The organism is Cryptosporangium sp. NPDC051539 (assembly GCF_044454545.1).
Classification (GTDB): Bacteria; Actinomycetota; Actinomycetes; order Mycobacteriales; family Cryptosporangiaceae; genus Cryptosporangium.
Map to the genome: position 1 here is coordinate 11,756 of NZ_JBITDV010000003.1, position 21,300 is coordinate 33,055.

Consider the following 21,300-nt stretch of genomic DNA (forward strand, 5'->3'; position numbering starts at 1 on the left):
ATATACCTAGCCAAAACTTTGACTCGGTACATATTCTCGAACCATGACTCCCGAACACGATGTCGTCCTCGTCGGCGCCGGACCCACCGGACTGATGCTCGCCTGCGAACTGCGCCTCGCCGGCGTGGACGTCCTGGTCCTCGAACGGCTCGGCGAACCCGACCTGACGATGAAGGCCGGATCGATCACGGCTCCCACGGCCGCCGCGTTCGACCGCCGCGGGCTTCTCCCCGACCTGGCCGCGGCCCAGGAGCGCGGGCTGGCGGGCATCCGCGCCTTCGTCGCGAAGCAGACCGGCTCGGCCCCCGCCGGTCCGGTCAAGACCCCGCCGAAGTTCGTCGGCCACTTCGCCGCGCTCATGCTCAGCGGCGATCACTTCGACGCCGACGACCCGGCGTTCGCCGGCGCCGGCCCGTCGGCCGACGTCGGTCTCGTCCCCCAGCAGGACATCGAGAAGATCCTCACCGACCGGGCCGCGTCCCTCGGGGTCGAGGTCCGTCGCCACACGTCCGTCACCACCGTCGAGGCGGACGCCGACGGGGTCACGATCTCCGCGGGCGGCCAACGGCTGCGCACCGCCTGGCTCGTCGGCTGCGACGGAGGCCGGTCCGTGGTCCGCAAGAGCGCCGGATTCGACTTCCCCGGCACACCCCCGCAGATCACCGGCTACCAGGCCCTCGCCGAGCTGACCGGCACCGAGGGGCTCCGGCCGGGCTGGAACCGGTCGAGCCGGGGCGTCTACGCGTTCGGGCCGTTCCCCGGCCGCGTGCTCACGGTCGAGTTCGACGGCCCACCGGCCGACCGCGACACCCCGGTCACCGCCGAGGAGTTGCAGGGCGCGATCCGGCGGGTCACCGGCGCCGACGTGACGGTCACCGGGATGTCGAGCATCACCCGGTTCACCGACAACGCCCGGCAGGCCACCGACTACCGGCGCGGCCGGGTCCTGCTCGCCGGGGACGCCGCCCACGTCCACTCGCCGTTCGGCGGCCAGGGCCTCAACCTCGGCATCGGCGACGCGGTGAACCTGGGCTGGAAGCTGGCCGCGGTGATCAACGGCTGGGCACCCGGCGGGCTCCTCGACACCTACACCGCCGAGCGGCATCCGCTCGGCGCGCGCGTACTCGACTGGACGCGGGCCCAGATCGCGATCATGCGGCCGGATCCGTGGGCCGACGCGATCCGGGCCGTGGTCGCGGATCTCGCGGCGACCACCGACGGGACGACGTACCTGGTGAAGCGCCTCTCGGGCGTGCTGAACCGGTATCCGCTGGAGGGCTCGCATCCGCTGGTGGGGGCCGAGGCGCCGGACCTGGTGCTGGGTGACGGGTCCCGGCTCGCCGAACACTGCACGGCCGGGACCGGCGTGCTGTTCGACCTGGCCGACGACCCGGCCGTCCGGGACGCGGCCGCGGGCTACCCGGACCGCGTGCGGGTCGTCACCGCGTCGGCGGTCGACGGCCCGGCCGCCCTGCTGGTTCGTCCCGACGGCGCGGTGGCCTGGGCGTCCGACGGCGGCGCCGACGGCCTGGAAGCCGCTCTGCGCACGTGGTTCGGTCTCCCGGCCGTCGTGCCCGCCTAACGGCGCAGCGGGACCGCCGCTATCGGTGCGGGGATGCGCTCGGTGGCGGTGAGCAGGGTGTCCGCATTGTGGGTGTAGGCGATCGCCTCACCCTGGCGGCTCTCCGGCAGCACGATCTGCCGGGGAGTCTCCGACACCATCGCCCGGAGGACGTCACCGGTCGGGGCGTCCCACTCGAACGCCCGGTCGTAGGTCCGCAGCACGACCCGCTTGCCGTCGGGGGACACCGCTCCCCCGGTCACCAGCCGGCTGCGGTACCGGCAGGACGGGCACCAGCGCCGGACGTGCAGCCGCCCGGCCAGGCGCAACGTCCCGGACGGCCGGAGCGGAGCGTCGGCGACGTAGACCCCGGGTGCCTCGATCGTCTTCGTGACGATCGCGACCCGACCGCTCCGGCTCAGCAGCAGCGCCTCGGCGTCGTGCGGCCCGTCCGGATAGCGCAGGTCGTACCGGGTCACCGCGGTCGCCGGAGTCCCGACCCGCCACCGGAACAACGACACCGCGGTCCGGCGGGTGGTGTTGCCGCCGATGTCGGCGATCCAGAACGCACCCGACCCGTCCAGCGCGAGATCCTCGGTGTCGAACCGCTTGCCGCCGAGCGGGGCCGCCGCCGGGTCGTGCGCCGCGGGCGGCTTCAGCACGGTCCGGCGGGTCACCCGGCACGAATGGTCGAGCCGCCAGATCACCGGCCCGGTGTCGTTGACGACCGAGAACCCGCCCGGACGCTCGACCAGCCCGCTGATCTGCCCGAGCCGCTGATCCGCGACCACGCACCGCGTCGCCGGCCGGCCGGCGATCGGCTGTGCGGCCGCTCCGGCGCCCGCGTGCGCCTCGGCCGCCGGCGCCGTGAATCCGGCCGCCACCGCGACCACGATCACGCCCGCCACGCACCCGGCCCGTACCGCGAGGGTCCGCCGCCCCGTTGCCACCGCAACCCCCGTCCGCACCGCCCGCTATGTCCGTTTCAGGCGAGCGGTACGCACCGTACTAGATCCGGGTAACCGGTGCGGGTGTGGCGTCGGCATAAAAGCCGGAGGCCGCACGTGCGGCCTCGGCCACCAGCGACCTCAGCTCCGGCGGGCCGAGCACCTCGACCTCGGCGCCGAGCGCCAGGAAGTCGGCCCGGGCCTTCCGGATCCGCTCGATCGGGATCGTGGTGCGGACCCAGCCGTCCTCGTCCGGCGGGCCGGCGTTCCGGCCGGCCGCGGCCACCATGGCCGGGCCGCCGAGCAGGTGCTGCAGGTACTCGAGGCCGCGCGGCGAGATCCGGACCTCGGCCTCGGCCGTGATCAAGTTCGCCTCGAAGCGGCGGGTCCACTCCTGCCAGTACGGGGCCAGGTCGAAGCCCTCCGGACGCGCGAAGCGGTCGTCGAGCACCGAGACGTCCAGCAGGTGCGAGACCTTGTAGGCACGGATCTCCTCGCCGGGCACCGGCCGCGCCACGAAATACCAGACCCCGGCCTTCAGCACGACGCCCAGCGGATCCCAGACCCGCTCGACCTCGCGGGGCGCCCGCCAGCGACGGTAACGGGCCCGGATCCGGCGCTGGTTCCAGACCGCGTCCGCGAGCACGCCGAGGTGCGGGACGTCCTCGGCCTCGCGGAACCAGCCCGGCGCGTCCAGGTGGAACCGCTCGCGCATGCGCTCGGCCCGGGTGCGCAGCTCGGCCGGGAGCGCGGCCAGCAGCTTCAGCTCGGCCGCGGCGAGCTCGGTGCCCAGCCCGAGCGCGGCGGCCGGCCCGGGCAAACCCACCAGGAACAGCGACTCGGCCTGGTCGACGGTCAGGCCGGTCAGCTTCGTGCGGTAGCCGTCGACGAGCTGGTAGCCGCCGGTCGGGCCGCGGTCGGCGAACAGCGGCACCCCGGCGGCGGACAACGCCTCGACGTCGCGGTACACCGTGCGCACCGACACCTCGAGCTCGTCGGCGAGCTCCTGTGCGGTCATCCGCCCCCGCGTCTGCACCAGCAGCAACAGCGAGAGCAGCCGGTCGGCGCGCACGGTATTTCCCGGCTACGACTCCGAGGAGTCGCTCTCGTCCGTGGTCTTCTTCCCCGGCCCGTCCGACGATGCCGTCGCGTCCGACGGCGCCGGCTCGTCGGACGATGCGGTCCCGTCCGACGATGCGGACTCGTCCGGCGGCGCGGGCTCCGTGGCGTCCGCCTCAGGGGTGGAGAGAAGCCCCTCGAGAGCCGCGCCGATGATGCGGCGGAAGGCCCGGCCCGGGCGGGCGCGGTCGAGGACCGCGACCTCGAGCTGGGCCGCGGACAGGGTCCGCGGCTTGCCGTTCTCGCCCCCGATGGAGGCGAGCGCGTCTGCCGCGACCTTGAGTGCCGCCCGGAGGTCGTGCTCGGCGTCGTGCTTCTCGCGCAGGTTGGTGGCGATCGCCTCGGACTGGCCGCCCATCGCGATGAAGCCCGGCTCGTCGGTGACCGAACCGTCGTAGGTCAGGCGGTAGAGCTCGTCACCGCTCGAGGACGTGCCCACCTGGGCGACGCAGACCTCGACCTCGAAGGGCTTGGACTGCTCACCGAAGATCGCGCCGAGCTGCTGCGCGAACGCGTTGACCAGCCCGCGCGCGGTGACGTCACGCCGGTCGTAGGAGTAGCCGCGCAGGTCGGCGTAGCGCACGCCGACCTGGCGCAGGGCCTCGAACTCGTTGTACTTGCCGACCGCGGCGTATCCGATGCGGTCGTAGATCTCGCTGACCTTGTGGAGCGCTTTGGACGGGTTCTCGGCGACGAACAGCACGCCGCCGGCGTAACTGAGCACGACCACGCTGCGGCCGCGCGCGATGCCCTTGCGCGCGAACTCCGAGCGGTCGCGCATGAGCTGCTCGGGAGAGGCATAGAACTGCATGGCCACGGTGCTGGGTGCCCCTTCGCTAGACGGACGTCAGACGCCCGGGTTGGCGGTACGGTCGGCGATCACCTCGGCGACGACCGCCCCCACCTCGTCGTCGGTCAGCCGCCGGACGCCCTCGGCGTCGACGACCGCGAGGATCGGGAAAAGCTTGCGGATGAGGTCGGGACCACCGGTGGCCGAGTCGTCGTCGGCCGCGTCGTAGAGCGACTCCACCAGGATGCGGATCGCACCGGCCTCGTCCATCGCGGGCTTCCAGAGCTTCTTCAGCGACGACTTGGCGAACACCGAGCCGGAGCCGACCGAGGAGTAGCCCATCTCCTCCCAGCACCCGCCGGTGACGTCGAACCCGAAGATCCGGCCCGCCTTCTCGAGGTCGACCGCGTCGACGTCGTAGCCGGCGAACAGCGGGATCACCGCGAGGCCCTGCAGGGCGGCGCCGAGGTTGCCGCGGATCATGATCGACAGCCGGTTGGCCTTGGCGTCGAGTGTGAGCGCCGTGCCCTCGATCTTCTCGTAGTGCTCGAGTTCGACCTGGTAGAGGCGGATCATCTCGATCGCGATACCGGCGGTACCGGCGATGCCGGCAACCGAGTACGCGTCGGTCGGGAACACCTTCTCGATGTCACGCTGAGCGATCATGTTGCCCTGGGTGGCCCGGCGGTCACCACCCATGACCACGCCACCCCGGTAGGTGGCGGCGACGATCGTCGTGCCGTGCGGGGCCACCGCGCCGTGGTCACCGGGCGGCAACGGACGCCGCCCCGGCAGCAGTTCGGGCGCCGCCTGGTTCAGGAAATCGGTGAACGACGAGCCCCCCGGGGCCGTGAACAGGTTCGAGAAACGGCCGGAAGCACCAAGACCCGTTGCCACCTGGATCCTCTCTCGTACGTACGCGTTGAGCTTGCCGCAACCCTACCGTCAGGTCGCCGAAGGCCGCCCGGCAAGGGCCAGGCGGCCTTCGGCCTCAGATTTTCGGGTGGGTGGGCGGAGTGTGCGGGCCGGACCAGCCCGGCGGCCTTCGTGCCCGGGGCTACTCGCCGCCCTTCTGCACGTATCCGCGGACGAATTCCTCCGCGTTCTCTTCGAGGACCGAGTCGATCTCGTCGAGCATCGCGTCGACGTCTTCGGTGATCTCCTCGACCCGCTCGGCGACCTCAGGATTCGCCTCTACCGCCTCGACCTCGTCGACGTCCTGCCGGGCCCGACTGCTCTGCGACTGACCGCCGCTGTCCCTGGTGCTCATGGCGTCTCCCCTCGGTTCGCATGTCGACGGTACCTCCCCTTCGGGCGGTTTGGACCGCTGTTAACGTCCCGGACCCGTCAACGCATCAAGAAGCTCGGTGGCGCTGTCGCACCGGTCGAGCAGGTTACCGACGTGCTGCAACGTGCCGCGCTCGGGTTCGAGCATCGGCACCCGTACCAGCGACTCCCGGCCGACGTCGAAAATCAGCGAATCCCAGCTCGCGGCCACCACCGAGGCGCCGTACTTCTCCAGGCACCGGCCGCGGAAGTACGCGCGGGTGTCGGTCGGCGGCTTGAGCATCGCGCGGGTGACCTCGTCGTCCTCCAGCAGGCGTTTCATCGCGCCGCGGGCGACCAGCCGGTGGTAGAGACCCTTCTCCGGCCGGACGTCGGAGTACTGCAGGTCGACCAGCGCCAGCCGGGGCGAGTCCCAGCCCAGGCCGTCGCGGTCGCGGTAACCCTCGAGCAGCCGCAGCTTGGCCACCCAGTCGAGCTCGGTGGCGCAGAGCATCGGGTCCTGCCGGAGGCGCTGAAGGACCGACTCCCATCGGTCGAGCACGTCGGCGGTGATCGGGTCGACGTCGTCACCCAGACGGTCTTCGACGTACGTCCGGGCCCGCTCGCAGTAGATCTCCTGGATGTCGAGCGCGGTCATCTTCCGCCCGTCGCGGAGGCTGACCTTGTGCTGCAGGGCCGGGTCGTGCGAGACCGACCGCAGATCGGTGACCGGCTCGGCCAGCGCCAGATCGGACGGCAGCACCTTGTCTTCGATCAGGCTCAGCACCAGCGCGGTCGTGCCGACCTTGAGGTACGTCGAGATCTCGGACAGGTTCGCGTCGCCGATGATCACGTGCAGCCGGCGGTACTTCTCGGCGTCGGCGTGCGGCTCGTCCCTGGTGTTGATGATCGGACGCTTGAGCGTGGTCTCCAGCCCGACCTCGACCTCGAAGAAGTCGGCGCGCTGGCTGATCTGGAACCCGGTGCCCGACCCGTCCTGCCCGATGCCCACCCGCCCGGCGCCGCAGACCACCTGGCGCGTGACGAAGAACGGCGTCAGGTGGATGACGATCTCGCTGAACGGCGTCCGTCGGCGCATGAGGTAGTTCTCGTGCGCACCGTAGGAGGCGCCCTTGTTGTCGGTGTTGTTCTTGTACAGGTTGATCGGCGGCGCGCCGGGCACGGTGGCCGCCCGGCGGGACGCCTCGGCCATCACCCGCTCGCCCGCCTTGTCGAACAGCACGATGTCTCGCGGGTTCGTGACCTCGGGCGTCGAGTACTCCGGGTGCGCGTGGTCGACGTAGAGCCTGGCGCCGTTGGTGAGGATGACGTTGGCCAGCCCCAGGTCTTCGTCGGCCAGCGCCTCGGCCGGGTCGTAGAGCGCACCGCCGTAGTTGAACCCGCGCGCGTCGCGCAGCGGCGACTCCTCCTCGTAGTCCCATCTGGCCCGGCCGTTGCGCGACGGGTCGTTGCGCGACCCGTACGCGTTGACGATCTGGGACGAGGTGACCATCGGGTTGGCGCCGGGCTGGCCGGGAACCGAGATGCCGTACTCCACCTCGGTGCCCATGATTCGTCGCGCGCTCATGAGTGAAGCCTACGTACCTCGCGCCGCGACCGCCCGGCCTGGCCCAGGGCGATTGCGCGACACCCGGCCGTCGTCGGCCGCCGTGGATTCCGATTCGGCCGCCACCAGCGCCGCCGGAACCGGTTCCGGCACGACGTCGGCCGCGGGTTGTTCGAGGGCCGGTAGCGCCGGGAACGGCCGGTCTCCCGGCTCGGCGGGAGGGTCGGGCATCCGGGGCCTCAACCGGCCGGTGAGCGGCACCAGGACGCCGATCGAGGCCAGCAGGAACAGCGGGTAGACGACGCTGAACTGGCGGGCGCCGGAGGGGACCCCGACGAGCAGCCCGAGCAACGCACTGACCAGGCCGCCGCCGAACGCGAGCGCCGCCAGCGGGTCGCGGATCGCCCGCAGCGGGGCCGCGAACACCGTGATCAGCAGCACCGCGCAGAGCAGCGCGTCGGCCGCGATGTAGGTGCCGTCGACCTGGGTCGCCTCGTGGATCCGGTCGGCGATCGACCCGAAGACCCCGCCGGTGCCCTCGGAGATCACCTCACGGGCCCGGCCGAGATAGCGGGCGTCGGCCATCGGCATGATCTGGCCGAGCGCCACGACGCCGACCAGCGAGGTCACCGCGGTGGCGGCGTAGGGCAGCCAGCGGTTCAGCGGGGTCCGGGCCGTCCAGCAGGCGCACAGCCAGGCCATGCCGACGGCGCCCACCAGCGCGATCGACGTCGACCGGCTGGCCAGCGCCAGCGTGATCAGCAGCCCGAACGTGGCCAGCGCCCGGCGGTTGCGCGGGCCGTCGATCGGGAGCGTGAACAGGCAGCCGATCGACAATGCGATCGCCAGCATGTCGGCGGTGCCGGCCAGGCCGGCGACCGCGATCCGGTCGGTCAGCAGGAACATCACGGCGGTGAGCGTCGCCGCCGCGGCACCCCAGCGACGCCGGGCGAAGATCGTGATCAGCACGGTCGCGACCAGCAGCGCGACCACCGGGACGACCAGTAGCCCGCTGTACCCGAACAGCGCGACGAACGGCGCCGAGAGCACCGGGTACACGACGTTGGGGTCGGCCGAGGTCGAGTGCTGGTAGATCCAGGTGTTGCCGTACTCCCAGCAGGGACCGCCGCAGCCGTTGTCGAAGAACGGCATCATGTGCAGGTCGTCGTAGGTCTTCATCGAAGCGCCGGCCGGCGAGTACCCGAGAACCCGGTAGGCCCAGGCCAGGCTGTAGATGCTGGTCGGGCCGTAGTGCCAGGTCCGGTCCTGCAGTTCGGCGAACGTCACCACGACGAGGACGCTGATCGTCAGCCAGGCGTGCAGGGGCAGCGCGCCGACCCAGCGGAGCCCTCTGACCGTGGGTTTCCACGTTCTGGCGGCTTTCGCGGTCGAGGCGGCGATCGCCGCGCGGACGGCCGTGGCGCGCAGGCGGTTGGCGGGAGCCCGTGGCACGGCTTCGGTGGACCGGGACGGCCGGGCTCGGATCGGGCCCCACAGGTCGTTCAGCAGCGCGACCGTGGCCAGCACGAGCAGCGGGACGATCGGCGCGTGATAGCGGAACGAGGCCGGCCAGAACTCGATGACGTTGATCGCGCTGACCGTCACGAACGCGCCGACCGCCATCGCCGAGAGCTCGCTGCGGAACCGCCAGATCACCGCGACGGTCAGCATCACCAGCAGCGCCATCAGCCCGAGGTCGTACCGCACGCGCAGCAGGTCGGACGTGATGATGTTCCAGGTGACGGCCGGGATCGCGGCCAGCCCCTCGGTCTGGAAGTACTGCTGGGCCAGCGCGTTGAACTGCGCGGTCAGCGAGAGTTCGTCGCCGCCGAAGATGATCGGCGTGATCACCATCTGGGCGATCAGGATGCCGAAGCCGACCAGATTGCCCCAGAACGCGAACGGCAGCCAGACGTTGCGGAACGCCCGGTCGCGGATCGCGACCAGCAGCCACGCGCTGCCGACGGCGGCCGGTAGCGCGATCGCGAACTGGCGGTTGAGCATGCCGACCGCGACCAGCACGACGTACCAGACCAGGTGCTTGCGGGTCGTGCGTCGGGCCAGCGGCAGGAGCAGCAGTGGCACGGCGAGGAGGGCGAACGCCGGCCCCTCGGTGTGCGCCACCACGCTCCACCGGGACACGTACACGGGGAGCAGCAGCACCGCACCGGACAGCAGGGCCCAGCGCTGGCCCCAGAGCCGGGACGCCAGCATCACGGTCGCGATCACCGCGATCGCGTAGCCGACGATCGGCACGACGAGCATGCCCATCGGCCCCATCAGCGCGACGAACGGCGCGGAGAGGAACGGCAGCAGCACGCGTGGCCCGACGACGGCCGCGTACTGGCCGGTGAAGAACTTCTGCTGGTAGTCGTCCGGCCAGCAGGACCAGCAGTCGGTCAGGCCACCGTTGTTCCACAGGTAGTTGTACGAGAGCTGCGCCGCCTCGGCCTGCGGGTGCCCGAGGTACCAGTAGGTCCAAGCCAGATAGATGCGTGAGTCCGGCCCGAACTGCGGATTGGTGATCAGCGCGAGAACGACCGCGAGGACGTAAAGAAGCGCGAGGAGTATCCAGGCGCGCACCGGGAGTGCCGTCAGGAGACGTCGATAGACCGTCCTCAACGTCGCCGTCCGGCGCCTGTGTGCGTCATCTTCGAGGTACGGTCCCGTGGTCGTTGGAACGGGCGGCGGGCCGTCGGACGGCCCGCCGCCGGCGGGTCAGAGGTACTGTCCCGTATTGCTCGCGGTCTCGATCGACCGGCCCGCCTCACTGCCCTTGCCGCCGGAGACGAGCGTACGGATGTAGACGATCCGCTCACCCTTCTTGCCGGAGATGCGGGCCCAGTCGTCCGGGTTGGTGGTGTTCGGGAGGTCTTCGTTCTCCCGGAACTCGTCGACGCACGAATCCAGCAGGTGCTGCATCCGGACGCCCTTCTGCTTCAGCGTCAGGAAGTCCTTGATCGCCATCTTCTTCGCCCGGTCGACGATGTTCTGGATCATCGCGCCGGAGTTGAAGTCCTTGAAGTACAGGACTTCCTTGTCGCCGTTGGCGTACGTCACCTCGAGGAAGCGGTTCTCCTCGGTCTCGGTGTACATCCGCTCCACCACGCCCTGGATCATCGCGTCCAGAGTCGCCTGACGCGACCCGCCGTTGGCGGCGATGTCGTCGCCGTGGATCGGCACCCCGCCGGTGATGTACTTGCTGAAGATGTCCTTGGCCGCTTCGGCGTCCGGACGCTCGATCTTGATCTTCACGTCGAGCCGGCCCGGGCGCAGGATCGCCGGGTCGATCATGTCCTCGCGGTTGGAGGCACCGATCACGATCACGTTCTCCAGGCCTTCGACGCCGTCGATCTCCGACAGCAACTGGGGAACGATCGTGTTCTCGACGTCCGAGGAGACGCCGGAGCCACGGGTACGGAAGATCGAGTCCATCTCGTCGAAGAACACGATCACCGGGGTGCCGTTCGACGCCTTCTCGCGCGCCCGCTGGAAGATCAGCCGGATGTGCCGCTCGGTCTCGCCGACGTACTTGTTGAGCAGCTCCGGGCCCTTGATGTTGAGGAAGAACGACTTGCCGGCATCCGAGCCGGTGTCGCCGCGCACCTCGGCCACCTTCTTGGCCAGCGAGTTCGCCACCGCCTTGGCGATGAGCGTCTTGCCGCACCCGGGCGGGCCGTAGAGCAGGACGCCCTTCGGCGGCCGCAACTCGTGCTCGCGGAACAGGTCGGCGTGCAGGAACGGGAGCTCGACGGCGTCCCGGATCTGCTCGATCTGGGACGAGAGGCCACCGATCGACGTGTAGTCGATGTCGGGCACCTCTTCCAGGACGAGCTCCTCCACCTCCGACTTCGGGATGCGCTCGTAGGCGTAGGCCGAACGGGGTTCGAGCAGGAGCGCGTCGCCGGCCCGCAGCTGCACGTCGTCGAGCGTGTGCGCCAGGTATACGACCCGCTCTTCGTCGGCGCGGGAGAGCACCAGCGCGCGGTCTTTGACGCCCGCGTCGTCGTAGAGGATCTCCTTGAGGGTGACTACCTCACCGGCCCGCTCGACACCGAGGGCCTGCACCACGTTGAGGGCATCGTTGAGCATGACCTCCTGACCGCGGGCGAGGCTTTCGACCTCCACCGACGGGGAGACGGCGACGCGGAGTTTGCGCCCGCCGGTGAACACGTCGACGGTTCCGTCGTCGTGTGCGACCAGGAAGACCCCGTAGCCGCTGGGCGGCTGGGCCAACCGGTCGATTTCCTCCTTGAGCGCCACGATCTGCGTACGCGCTTCTCTGAGAGTCGAGGCCAGTTTGTCGTTCTGTTCGGTGAGGCGAGAGATCGTTGCTTGCGCGGTGGCAAGACGATCCTCAAGGGTCCGGACATGCCGGGGCCCTTCCGTGAGCTTGCGGCGCAGGAGCTGGACTTCCTCCTGGAGGAAGTCCACCTGGGCCGTGAGATCGCGGACCTCCGCCTCGCGCCGCGCGCTGCCGTGCGCGTCGTTCGGATCTGTGTTCACGAGCGGCCACCTCCCCCGGTGATCGGTGCACCAACAGTACCGAGTCCCCCGCAAACCCGTCGTGCAGTCGATGTCCGCGTCACAGAAGGGAAACTTTGTCCCGTTCACTCATTCGCCGTCGCGACCGGGAAGGAGGACACTCCCTGTTCACCCAGAGTGGCGGTTCGGGCGATCCCAGTAGCCGGTTGTGAAATTTGTGGCATTCAGGGTCACTCGGACGAGAACCCCGTTGGGCGTCGGGGTTGAAACGTGCCTACGCTGGCGGCGCTGAAAGAATTTTTAGGGAGGACACGTGTCGGACACTGCCGCGGACGCGCCGCTGCGGGTCTGGGTCGATCAAGACCTCTGCACCGGAGACGGCTTGTGCGTCCAGTACGCGCCGGAGGTCTTCGAGTTCGACATCGACGGCCTCGCCTACGTCAAGGGTGACGACGGGGAGCTGCGGACGGACGCCGGCTCCCAGGTGCCGGTGCCGTCGAAGCTTCGGCTGGACGTGATCGGCTCGGCCAAGGAGTGCCCCGGCGACTGCATCCACGTCGTCCGGGCCGACGACGGGGTGGAGATCGCCGGCCCGTCGGCTTAGCTCTCCGGGGTTTCCGGGTCTTCCGGGATTTTCGGGGGCTCGAGGGCTTGGGGGGCCTCGGCGGTGTTCGGGGCCGGGGCCGCAGGCGCCGAGGGGTCGGGTTTGCCGAGGCGCTGGGCCAGGTAGGCCTCGGCTCCCTTGGACGGTTTGCGCTGGCGGCGCGGCGCGACGACACCGTCGGCGAGACGGCGGGTGCTGATCAGGAAAGCCGTGTGCGCCACCATCCGATGATCGGGCCGCACCGCGAGCCCGTCGACGTGCCAGTCGCGCACCAGCGTCTCCCACGACCGCGGCTCGGTGAAGTTCCCGTGCTCGCGCAGCGCCTCGACCGTGGCGGAGAGCTGGGTGGTCGTCGCCACGTAGGCGATCAGGACGCCGCCCGGTATCAGGGCTTTCGCCACCGTGGGCAGCACCTCCCACGGGCTCAGCATGTCGAGGATGACCCGGTCGACCTCACCGGCGTCGGCGTCGGCGACGTCTCCGACGGTCAGCGACCAGGCCGGGTGCGGCCCGCCGAAGAACCGCTCGACGTTGGTACGGGCGATGTCGGCGAAGTCCTCGCGCCGCTCGTAGGAGTACACCGCGCCCCGCTCGCCGACCGCCCGCAGCAACGAGCAGGTCAACGCACCCGAACCGGCACCGGCCTCGAGCACCCGGGCGCCGGGGAAGATGTCGCCCATCGCGACGATCTGCGCGGCGTCCTTGGGATAGATCACCTGCGCGCCGCGCGGCATCGACAGCACGAAGTCCGACAGCAGCGGACGGATCGCCAGGTACTGCGTCCCGGAGGTCGCGGCCACGACGATGCCCTCGGGCTTGCCGATCAGGTCGTCGTGCGCCAGCGCGCCCCGGTGGGTGTGGAACGACCGGCCGGGCTCGAGCAGCACGGTGTGCAGGCGACCCTTCGGGTCGGTGAGCTGCACGCGGTCGCCGGCCGCGAACGGGCCGCGCCGGGACGCGCCGATCGGCCGGGAGGCCGCGATCTCGGCGCCAGTGGTGTCGGTCACACCGTCGGTCGGGATGGGCTCGGAAGCCACGTCCGTCATTGTCGTCCCGTCCGGGACCGGTGCCGTCACCAGTATCTCCTTCGCTTGGTACGGCGCTCGACTCTAATCGGCCCCGGCCGGTGGAAGCACGGCGGGAGTTGTCCACCGGTGCGGGGTGAGTGCGGCGGACTGTCGGACGGCTGCCCTAATCTGTCGCGCATGAGCATCACAGCGGACGGGCGGCCGACGCTCGAGATCGTGGGCTCGCTCTCGCCGTCGCGGGCGTCCGACTTCAAGACCTGCCCGTTGCTCTACCGCTTCCGCAGCATCGACCGGCTGCCCCAGCGCCCGAACGCGGCGGCGACGCGGGGCACGCTGGTGCACGCGGTCCTCGAGCGGTTGTTCGACCTGCCGCCCGGGCAGCGCTCCCCCGCCGCGGCCGAGGCGCTGCTCGAACCGGAGTGGGAGCGGCTCGTCACCGACGTGCCCGAGCTCGCCGAGCTGTTCGGCACGCCCGAGGCGCTGGCCGAGTGGCTCGCGTCGGCCCGCGGGTTGCTGTCGGGGTACTTCACGCTCGAAGACCCGAACCGTCTGGCGCCGGCCGAGCGCGAACGCCTGGTCGAGGTCGTGCTCGATTCCGGGCTGCGGCTGCGGGGCTTCGTCGACCGCATCGACGTGGCACCCACCGGCGAGATCCGCGTCGTCGACTACAAGACCGGTGCCGCCCCCCGCGAGTCGTTCGAGGGCAAGGCGATGTTCCAGCTGAAGTTCTATGCGCTGGTCATCTGGCGGACCCGGGGCGTGGTCCCGCGCCTGCTGAGGTTGCTGTACCTGGGCGACCGCGAGGTGCTCGACTACGTGCCGGATGCCGACGAGCTGGTGCGGTTCGAGCGGACGCTGCAGGCCCTGTGGGCGGCGATCGACCGGGCGACCGAGGCCAGGGATTTCCAGGCGAACCCGGGCCCGTTGTGCGGGTGGTGCGATCACCAAGGCCTGTGCCCGGCGCACGGTGGCACGCTGCCGCCGTTCCCGGAGGCGGTCGGGGTGGTGGGCGAGCCGGTCCTGGGACCGGCAGCCGAAGACTGACTCCGCCCGTGGGCGCCGCGGAGCGCGGGGCGCGCGGGGCGCGCGGGCCGGGGCGGGACCGGGCGCCGGGGGCCGCCGGGCGGGCCGGGCCGGGCGGGCCGGGCGCCGGGCGGGCCGGGCCGGGCGGGCCGGGCGGGCCGGGCGGGGCCGGCCGGGCGGGGCGGGCCGGGCGGGGGCACGGGAGGCCTGGTCAGGCGGGCCGGGTGGGCCGGGTGGGGCGCGGGGCCTGGGCCGGGTGGGGTGGTGGTCCGTGGCCGGGTGCGGGTTTTGCCGGGCAGCGCTCGTGCAGGCGCGCCGCGGCCCTCACCGCGCCGTTGCCGGGCGACGGACATGCCGGGCAGCGCTCGGGCGAGCCTGTTGCAGCCCCACCGCGCCGTGCCGGGTGTCGGGCCGGTCGGCAGGTGCGGGCGCGGGCGGCGGGGTTCCGCCTCATCGAGGCGGGCGGCCGTGACCGCACCGGTCTCCGATCAGGGGCGGGCACTCGGACCGGGCGACGCGCGTCGCCGGGATAATGCGGATCATGCGCGTTCCCTGGCTTGGTGCGGTGGGTCGGCCCGGGCCGCCGCCGCCGGAGGTGGGCGGGGGCTGGCGCACGCTGGGCGTGGATTCCGGGCTGGCGCTGTCGGTCCTGCTGCTGTTCGCCGTCGTCGCCGGGCCGGCCGATCCGCTGATGCTCGACGCCGAGGGCGGGGCCTGGTGGGTGGTCGGGCTGGCGGGGGCCGGGGCCGCGCCGATCGCGCTGCGCCGGGTCGCACCGGTGACCTCGGTGGGGCTGGTCTGCGCGGTCTTACTGCTCAGCGAGTGGCGCGACGCCGGCATCGGCGTCGCGGCGGTGGCGGCGCTGATCGTCGCTTACACGCGCGGGGCATTGGCGCCACTGCGTCAAGCGGTGCTCTCCACGCTGGCGCTCGGCGCCTGTGGAGCCGCGGTGACGCTCCTGGGGCCGGAACCGAGCGGGCCCCGGGTCGCCAGCGTGACCGCGGGACTCCTGGCCCTGCTCGCGTGCCTGTTCCTCGGCCGCACGGTCTACACCCGCCGGGCGTACACCGCGGCGCTCGAAGAGCGGGCCCGCGCGGCCGAGCTCAACCGGGAGACCGCCGCGCACCAGGCGGTCCTGGACGAGCGTCGCCGGATCGCCCGCGAGCTGCACGACATGGTCGCCCACCACGTGAGCGTCATGGGGGTGCTCGCCACCGGGGCCCGCCGGACGCTCCGACGCGATCCGGACGCCGCCGACGAGGCACTCCGGACGATCGAGAACACCGGCCGCACCAGCCTGCGCGAGATGCGCCGCCTGCTCGACGTCCTGCGTGCGGACGACGAGCACGCGCCCGACGAGCCTCCGCCCGAGCCGGGGGTCGCGGGGCTCGAGCGGCTGGCCGAGCAGGTCCGCGAGGCCGGGCTGCCGGTCGACCTGATCGTCATCGGGGTCGCGCCCGACCTGGACCCGGGACTCGACCTGACGATCTACCGGGTGGTGCAGGAAGCGCTGACGAACGCGCTCAAGCACGCCGACGCGGGGAGCGCCCGGGTGACGCTGGAGTTCGCGGTCGACGGCGTGCGGGTGTCGGTCACCGACGACGGTCACGGCCCGGCGCCGGGCGTCCGGCATCTCGGGCACGGGCTGGTGGGCATGCGGGAACGGGTCGCCCTCTACGGTGGCACGTTGCGGACGGGTGCCCGGCCCGGGGGCGGTTTCCGCGTCTGGGCCCGCCTGCCCCCGGACGGCACCACCCCGCCGCCGAAGGGCGAACCGAGCGAGTTACCGGAACTGGGAGGACGTGCGTGACCGACACGGGGGAACCGAAACGGATCCAGGTCCTCCTGGCCGACGACCAGCCGCTGCTGCGCACCGGCTTCCGGATGGTGCTCGGCGCCGAGCCCGACCTGGACGTCGTCGGCGAGGCCGGGGACGGCGTCGAGGCGATCGAGTTGACCCGGCGGCTGCTGCCGTCGGTCGTGCTGATGGACATCCGGATGCCCCGGCTCGACGGCGTGGCCGCGACCAGAGCGATCGTCGCGGCCGGGCTGCCGGCCCGGGTGCTGGTGCTGACCACGTTCGACCTGGACGAGTACGTCGTCGGGGCGCTGCGGGCCGGCGCGAGCGGGTTCCTGTCCAAGGACGTGCCCGCGGAGGAGCTGATCACCGCGATCCGGACCGTGGCCGCCGGCGACGCGGTGGTGTCACCCCGGATCCTGCGGCGCCTGCTCTCCCAGTTCGCCGACCGGCTGCCCGACCCCGCGGTCGACCGGCGCCGTCCGCTGGCCGTCCTCACCGAGCGCGAACAGGAGGTCCTGACGCTGATGGCCCGGGGCCGGTCCAACGGGGAGATCGCCCGCGAGCTCTTCGTCAGCGAAACCACGGTGAAAACGCACGTCGGTCACGTGCTCACCAAGCTCGGCCTGCGCGACCGCGTGCAGGCCGTCATCCTCGCCTACGAGACGGGTCTCGTCCGCCCCCAGGCCTGATCGTCAACCAAAGGTTGACGCCACGCCGGTCGTCAACCTAGGGTTGACGCATGAGCACACCACTCCCCCCGGCCATCGGTCTCGACTCCCTCATCGCCGGCATCAAGAAGGTCCACGACAACCCGCTCGACCAGCTCCAGACCGCGGTCATGACCGCGGAGGCGCTCGGCGAGACCGCCGACCACCTGATCGGGCACTTCGTCGATCAGGCCCGCCGCGCCGGTGCGTCCTGGACCGACATCGGCCGGAGCATGGGCGTCACCAAGCAGGCCGCCCAGAAGCGTTTCGTCCCGAAGGACCCCAAGGACGGCGGGATGGACCCGGCCGCGGGCTTCGCCCGGTTCACCACGCGCGCCCGCAGCGTCGTCGTCGCCTCGCAGGAGGAGGCGCGCCGGGCCGGCAACCGCGAGATCGGGCCGGGGCACATCGTCCTCGGGCTGCTCGCGGAGCCGGAGGCGATCGCGGCGCAGGTCCTCGCCGAGCGGGGCGTCACGGCGGAGGCGATCCGCGCGGCGGTCGCTCCGACGCTGCCGGCGGCGGCCGAACCGGTGCCGGACCTGATCCCGTACACCGTCGATTCGAAGAAGGTCCTCGAGCTGACCTTCCGGGAGGCGCTGCGGCTCGGGCACAACTACGTCGGAACCGAACACCTCCTGCTCGCGTTGATCGAGCAGGAGGACGGGCAGGGCGTCCTGGCCGGTCTGGGCCTCACGAGGAGCGCGGTCGAGCCGCTCGTACTCCAGAGGGTGACTGCCGCCGCGCAGCCGGCGCAACCCACGTAGTACACCTCAGGGGAACCCTGAGAGTGGCCCAGGGTTCGGTGTCCCCCCTAGGTCGTACGCGAGAACCCACCTACGCGACGACGAATAGCCCTTGAGTCTGCCCCTACGTTGGGGTGGAGGCTGGCGACCACCAGCCAACGGGGTTAATACAGAGACGGAGAAGGCTGTGACGACGCCGATGACCGACTCGTCGACCAACGACGCGGTCAGCAGTAACGCCGCCGCGCGTGCGGTCGATGTCTGGAAGGTCTACGGAACCACCGAGGACACCCGGGTCAACGCGCTGGCCGGCGTGACCGCGGAGTTCGAGCGGGGCAAGTTCACCGCGATCATGGGGCCCTCCGGGTCCGGCAAGTCGACGCTCATGCACTGCCTGGCCGGACTCGACTCGATCTCGCGCGGCGAGGTCTGGATCGGCGACACCCGGGTCGACACGCTCGGAGACAAGGGCCTCACCCTGCTCCGGCGCGAGAAGGTCGGCTTCATCTTCCAGCAGTTCAATCTGCTGCCGACGCTGTCGGCCGAGGAGAACATCACGCTGCCGCTGAACATCGGCAAGCGGAAGCCCGACCCGGAGTGGATGGCCACGGTGATCAAGACCGTCGGCCTCGGCGACCGGCTCAAGCACCGTCCGACGCAGCTCTCCGGCGGCCAGCAGCAGCGGGTCGCCTGTGCGCGGGCGCTGGTGTCGAAGCCGGACGTCGTCTTCGCGGACGAGCCGACCGGTAACCTCGACTCCCGGTCCGGTGCCGAGGTGCTGCAGTTCCTGCAGAACTCGGTCCGCGACTTCGGACAGACGATCGTCATGGTGACGCACGACCCGGGTGCGGCGTCCTATGCCGACCGGGTGGTCTTCCTCGCCGACGGTCAGATCGTCGACGAGATCTTCGAGCCGACGAGCGACCGCGTGCTGGAGAAGATGAAGTCGCTGGACGCGCTCGGGGCCGCCTGATGTTCCGGGCCACGATCAAGAGCCTGCTCTCGAGGAAGCTGCGGCTCGGGCTGTCCGCGTTCGCCGTCGTCCTCGGCGTGATGTTCGTCGCGGGCTCGTTCGTCCTGACGTCGTCGATGGCGAAGTCGTACGACGCGATGTTCGCGGGCATCAACAAGAACATCGACGTCCAGGTGACGGCGAAGCCGAAGCTCGACAACGGGGGCAACGGCGGCGAGGCGATCGCCGCGACGATCCCGGCCTCCGAGGTGGCGAAGGTCGAATCGGCGCCGGGCGTCTCCAAGGTCACCGCGGACGTGTTCGCCGACGGCGCGCGGGTGATCGGCAAGGACGGCAAGGTCGCGCCGTCGTTCGCACCCCGGTTCGGCAGCAACTGGACCGGCGAGGACGACCTCATCCAGCTCCGTGAGGGCAAGGGCCCGACCGCGGACAACGAGGTCGCGATCGACGCGGCGATGGCGAAGTCGCTGAACTTCAAGGTCGGCGACACGATCGGGGTCCTCACCCTGCAGCCGAAGAAGGAGTTCAAGCTCGTCGGCATCTTCGGTTACAGCGGTGACCGGGACACGCTCGGCGGCTCGCAGGTCGTCGCGTTCACGCTCCCGGTCGCCCAGGAGCTGATGCTCGGCGAGAAGGACGTCTACACCGACCTGCAGGTCGTGGCGGACGCCGGCGTGAGCCAGACCGAGCTGAAGAAGACGCTGGAAGGCACGCTCGGCGGGACCTACGTCGTGCAGACGCGTGACGAGGTCAACGAGGCCAACTCGAAGGACATCCAGCAGGCCCTGAACTTCGTCAACTACATCTTCCTGGGCTTTGCCGGTGTCGCGCTGTTCGTCGGCATCTTCCTGATCCTGAACACGTTCTCGATGCTGGTCGCCCAGCGGACCCGGGAGCTCGCGCTGTTCCGGGCCATGGGCGCTGCCCGCGGCCAGGTCATCTGGTCGGTGCTGTTCGAGGCGCTGGTGATCGGTCTCGTCGCGTCGGTGATCGGCCTGGCGGTCGGCATCGGTATCGGGGCGATCCTCGGCTCGTTGCTCAGCAACCTCGGTGGCGCGAACATCGACCTGCAGCTCTCGGTGCCGCTGTCGGCGGTCATCTCCTCGTTCGTCGTCGGTGTCGGCGTGACGCTGATCGCGGCGCTCTTCCCGGCGATCCGGGCCTCCCGGATCCCCCCGATCGCCGCGATGCGCGACGCCGCCACGCCCGACAAGCCGCTCACCCGGATCACGATCGTCGGTGGCTCGATCTTCGTGCTGGGCGCCGCGATCATGTCCTGGGGCCTGTTCGCCGACGCGGACAACACGCTCTGGGGTCTGCTGGCCGGCGTCCTGCTGGTGTTCATCGGCGTCGCCCTGCTGACGCCGATCATCAGCCGGCCGGTCGTCGGACTGCTCGGGCGGATCTTCGCCTGGTCGGTGCCGGGCCAGCTCGGCCGGCGCAACTCCGCCCGCAACCCGCGGCGGACCGCGATCACCGCGGCCGCGCTGATGGTCAGCATCGCGCTGGTCACCGGCGTCAGCACGGTGCTCGCGTCGGCCAGCAAGAGCGTCACGGACGCGATCGGCAACCAGCTGAACGCCGAGCTGATCGTCGCCGGTCAGCAGACCAGCGCGCAGCCGCCGACGTTCGACGTCGCGACGCTCGACAAGATGGAGCAGGCCGAAGGCGTCAAGCAAGTCGCCGCGTTCTACACCGGCCCGGCGCGGATCAACAACGACCAGACCTTCCTGGCCGCGATGACCAACCCGCAGGCCACGAAGGACACGCTCGGCCTGAAGGTGAAGTCCGGTGTCATCGACAAGGTCGGCCCGAACGAGCTGATCGTCGACGAGGACACCGCGAAGGACCAGCACCTCCAGCTCGGCGATTCCGTGCAGGTCCAGCAGGTCCGCGGCAATGCGGAGTCGTACCGGATCACCGGCATCTACGAGAAGAACAGCGCGTTCACCGGCTTCCTGGCCTCCGAGGACGCGGCGAAGAACTTCCAGATCGCGCAGCCGTCGCAGGCCTTCATCAAGGTCGACGACGGGGCCGACGTGAACAAGGTCGAGGCCGAGATCAAGGTGCTGCTCGCCGACAGCCCCGAGGTCACGGTGCAGAACCAGAGCGCGTTCATCGACCAGATCACCAGCCAGTTCGACACGATCCTGTTGTTCGTGCAGGTCCTGCTCATCCTGGCGATCCTGATCGCGATCCTCGGCATCATCAACACGCTGGCGCTGTCGGTGATCGAGCGGACGCGGGAGCTGGGGCTGCTGCGGGCGATCGGTCTGCGGCGGTCGCAGACCACCCGGATGATCACCGTGGAGTCGGTGGTGATCTCGGTGTTCGGTGCGCTGCTGGGCATCGTCGTCGGCGTCGGTCTGGGCGCCGCGGTGGTGCAGGCACTGAAGTCGCAGGGGCTCTCGCAGTTCGCGCTGCCGTGGGGTCAGATGGGCTTCTACCTGGTGTCGTCCGTGCTGGTCGGGGTGATCGCGGCGCTGTTGCCGGCGCTGCGTGCGGCCCGATTGAACGTGCTGGCGGCAATCTCCTACGAGTAGGTCGCAGAGGTTGTTTCCGGCACGATGACGACGGCCGGGCGGGATCCCCTTCCCCGCCCGGCCGTCGCCTGTCCGGCCCACCCACCGGTCCGGGCGGGCGGCCCGGCATCGGAGAAGGCGGCGGCCGTCCGGGCACCCCTCGC

17 protein-coding genes are annotated in these 21,300 nt (G+C 70.9%); 8 read left to right on the forward strand and 9 right to left on the reverse strand.

Translation table 11 applies throughout. The features are described 5' to 3' along the window. Positions 1 to 43: 43 nt before the first annotated feature. Positions 44 to 1,582, forward strand: coding sequence for an FAD-dependent monooxygenase (locus ACIBZJ_RS10380; protein ID WP_395927836.1), 1,539 nt, complete (start codon positions 44 to 46; stop codon positions 1,580 to 1,582). Here ACIBZJ_RS10380 and ACIBZJ_RS10385 read toward each other — a convergent pair. The 8 genes from ACIBZJ_RS10385 to arc all read right to left on the reverse strand — a co-directional run bounded on the left by ACIBZJ_RS10385 (position 1,579) and on the right by arc (position 11,684). Further along, the gene (locus ACIBZJ_RS10385; RefSeq protein WP_395927839.1) at positions 1,579 to 2,511 is read right to left on the reverse strand and encodes a hypothetical protein; all 933 of its coding nucleotides are present in this window, start codon (positions 2,509 to 2,511) and stop codon (positions 1,579 to 1,581) included. The genes ACIBZJ_RS10380 and ACIBZJ_RS10385 overlap by 4 nt on opposite strands. Before the next feature lie 58 nt (positions 2,512 to 2,569). Next, positions 2,570 to 3,580 carry a helix-turn-helix transcriptional regulator gene (locus tag ACIBZJ_RS10390; RefSeq protein ID WP_395927841.1) on the reverse strand — a complete coding sequence of 337 codons (1,011 nt, stop codon included), beginning with the start codon at positions 3,578 to 3,580 and terminating at the stop codon, positions 2,570 to 2,572. 12 nt (positions 3,581 to 3,592) lie between these two features. Then, positions 3,593 to 4,444 (reverse strand): proteasome subunit alpha, encoded by an 852-nt coding sequence (gene prcA, locus ACIBZJ_RS10395; RefSeq protein ID WP_395927843.1) that lies wholly within the window; start codon positions 4,442 to 4,444, stop codon positions 3,593 to 3,595. Positions 4,445 to 4,474: 30 nt separating this feature from the next. Beyond that, positions 4,475 to 5,314 (reverse strand): proteasome subunit beta, encoded by an 840-nt coding sequence (prcB, locus tag ACIBZJ_RS10400; RefSeq protein ID WP_395927845.1) that lies wholly within the window; start codon positions 5,312 to 5,314, stop codon positions 4,475 to 4,477. Between the two features lie 160 nt (positions 5,315 to 5,474). Continuing rightward, positions 5,475 to 5,687, reverse strand: a complete 213-nt coding sequence (locus ACIBZJ_RS10405) for a ubiquitin-like protein Pup (RefSeq protein WP_395927847.1) — start codon at positions 5,685 to 5,687, stop codon at positions 5,475 to 5,477. A gap of 60 nt (positions 5,688 to 5,747) precedes the next feature. After that, complete coding sequence (gene dop / locus ACIBZJ_RS10410) at positions 5,748 to 7,271, reverse strand: depupylase/deamidase Dop (RefSeq protein ID WP_395927849.1); 1,524 nt, start codon at positions 7,269 to 7,271, stop codon at positions 5,748 to 5,750. Between the two features lie 9 nt (positions 7,272 to 7,280). Then, positions 7,281 to 9,833: a hypothetical protein gene (locus ACIBZJ_RS10415; RefSeq protein WP_395927851.1), complete on the reverse strand. Its 2,553-nt coding sequence runs from the start codon at positions 9,831 to 9,833 to the stop codon at positions 7,281 to 7,283. Between the two features lie 135 nt (positions 9,834 to 9,968). After that, positions 9,969 to 11,684: a proteasome ATPase gene (gene arc / locus ACIBZJ_RS10420; RefSeq protein ID WP_395929072.1), complete on the reverse strand. Its 1,716-nt coding sequence runs from the start codon at positions 11,682 to 11,684 to the stop codon at positions 9,969 to 9,971. Positions 11,685 to 12,048: 364 nt separating this feature from the next. Here arc and ACIBZJ_RS10425 point away from each other — a divergent pair, with 364 nt between their 5' ends. Next, positions 12,049 to 12,339 carry a ferredoxin gene (locus tag ACIBZJ_RS10425; RefSeq protein ID WP_395927853.1) on the forward strand — a complete coding sequence of 97 codons (291 nt, stop codon included), beginning with the start codon at positions 12,049 to 12,051 and terminating at the stop codon, positions 12,337 to 12,339. On the opposite strand, the gene ACIBZJ_RS10430 is transcribed toward ACIBZJ_RS10425, so the two are convergent. Beyond that, complete coding sequence (locus tag ACIBZJ_RS10430; RefSeq protein WP_395929074.1) at positions 12,336 to 13,385, reverse strand: tRNA (adenine-N1)-methyltransferase; 1,050 nt, start codon at positions 13,383 to 13,385, stop codon at positions 12,336 to 12,338. The genes ACIBZJ_RS10425 and ACIBZJ_RS10430 overlap by 4 nt on opposite strands. A gap of 159 nt (positions 13,386 to 13,544) precedes the next feature. On the opposite strand from ACIBZJ_RS10430, the gene ACIBZJ_RS10435 reads away from it, so the two are divergent. The 6 genes from ACIBZJ_RS10435 to ACIBZJ_RS10460 all read left to right on the forward strand — a co-directional run bounded on the left by ACIBZJ_RS10435 (position 13,545) and on the right by ACIBZJ_RS10460 (position 21,157). Beyond that, positions 13,545 to 14,411, forward strand: a complete 867-nt coding sequence (locus ACIBZJ_RS10435; RefSeq protein WP_395927855.1) for a RecB family exonuclease — start codon at positions 13,545 to 13,547, stop codon at positions 14,409 to 14,411. 520 nt (positions 14,412 to 14,931) lie between these two features. After that, positions 14,932 to 16,200 carry a sensor histidine kinase gene (locus ACIBZJ_RS10440; RefSeq protein WP_395927857.1) on the forward strand — a complete coding sequence of 423 codons (1,269 nt, stop codon included), beginning with the start codon at positions 14,932 to 14,934 and terminating at the stop codon, positions 16,198 to 16,200. Further along, complete coding sequence (locus ACIBZJ_RS10445) at positions 16,197 to 16,880, forward strand: response regulator (protein WP_395927859.1); 684 nt, start codon at positions 16,197 to 16,199, stop codon at positions 16,878 to 16,880. The genes ACIBZJ_RS10440 and ACIBZJ_RS10445 overlap by 4 nt, the downstream gene beginning before the upstream one ends. 50 nt (positions 16,881 to 16,930) lie before the next feature. Beyond that, on the forward strand, positions 16,931 to 17,662 hold the full coding sequence (locus ACIBZJ_RS10450) for a Clp protease N-terminal domain-containing protein (RefSeq protein ID WP_395927861.1): 732 nt from the start codon (positions 16,931 to 16,933) through the stop codon (positions 17,660 to 17,662). A 178-nt stretch (positions 17,663 to 17,840) separates the two neighbouring features. Further along, on the forward strand, positions 17,841 to 18,614 hold the full coding sequence (locus ACIBZJ_RS10455; protein WP_395929076.1) for an ABC transporter ATP-binding protein: 774 nt from the start codon (positions 17,841 to 17,843) through the stop codon (positions 18,612 to 18,614). Further along, positions 18,614 to 21,157 (forward strand): ABC transporter permease, encoded by a 2,544-nt coding sequence (locus ACIBZJ_RS10460; RefSeq protein WP_395927863.1) that lies wholly within the window; start codon positions 18,614 to 18,616, stop codon positions 21,155 to 21,157. The genes ACIBZJ_RS10455 and ACIBZJ_RS10460 overlap by 1 nt, the downstream gene beginning before the upstream one ends. Positions 21,158 to 21,300: the final 143 nt, after the last annotated feature.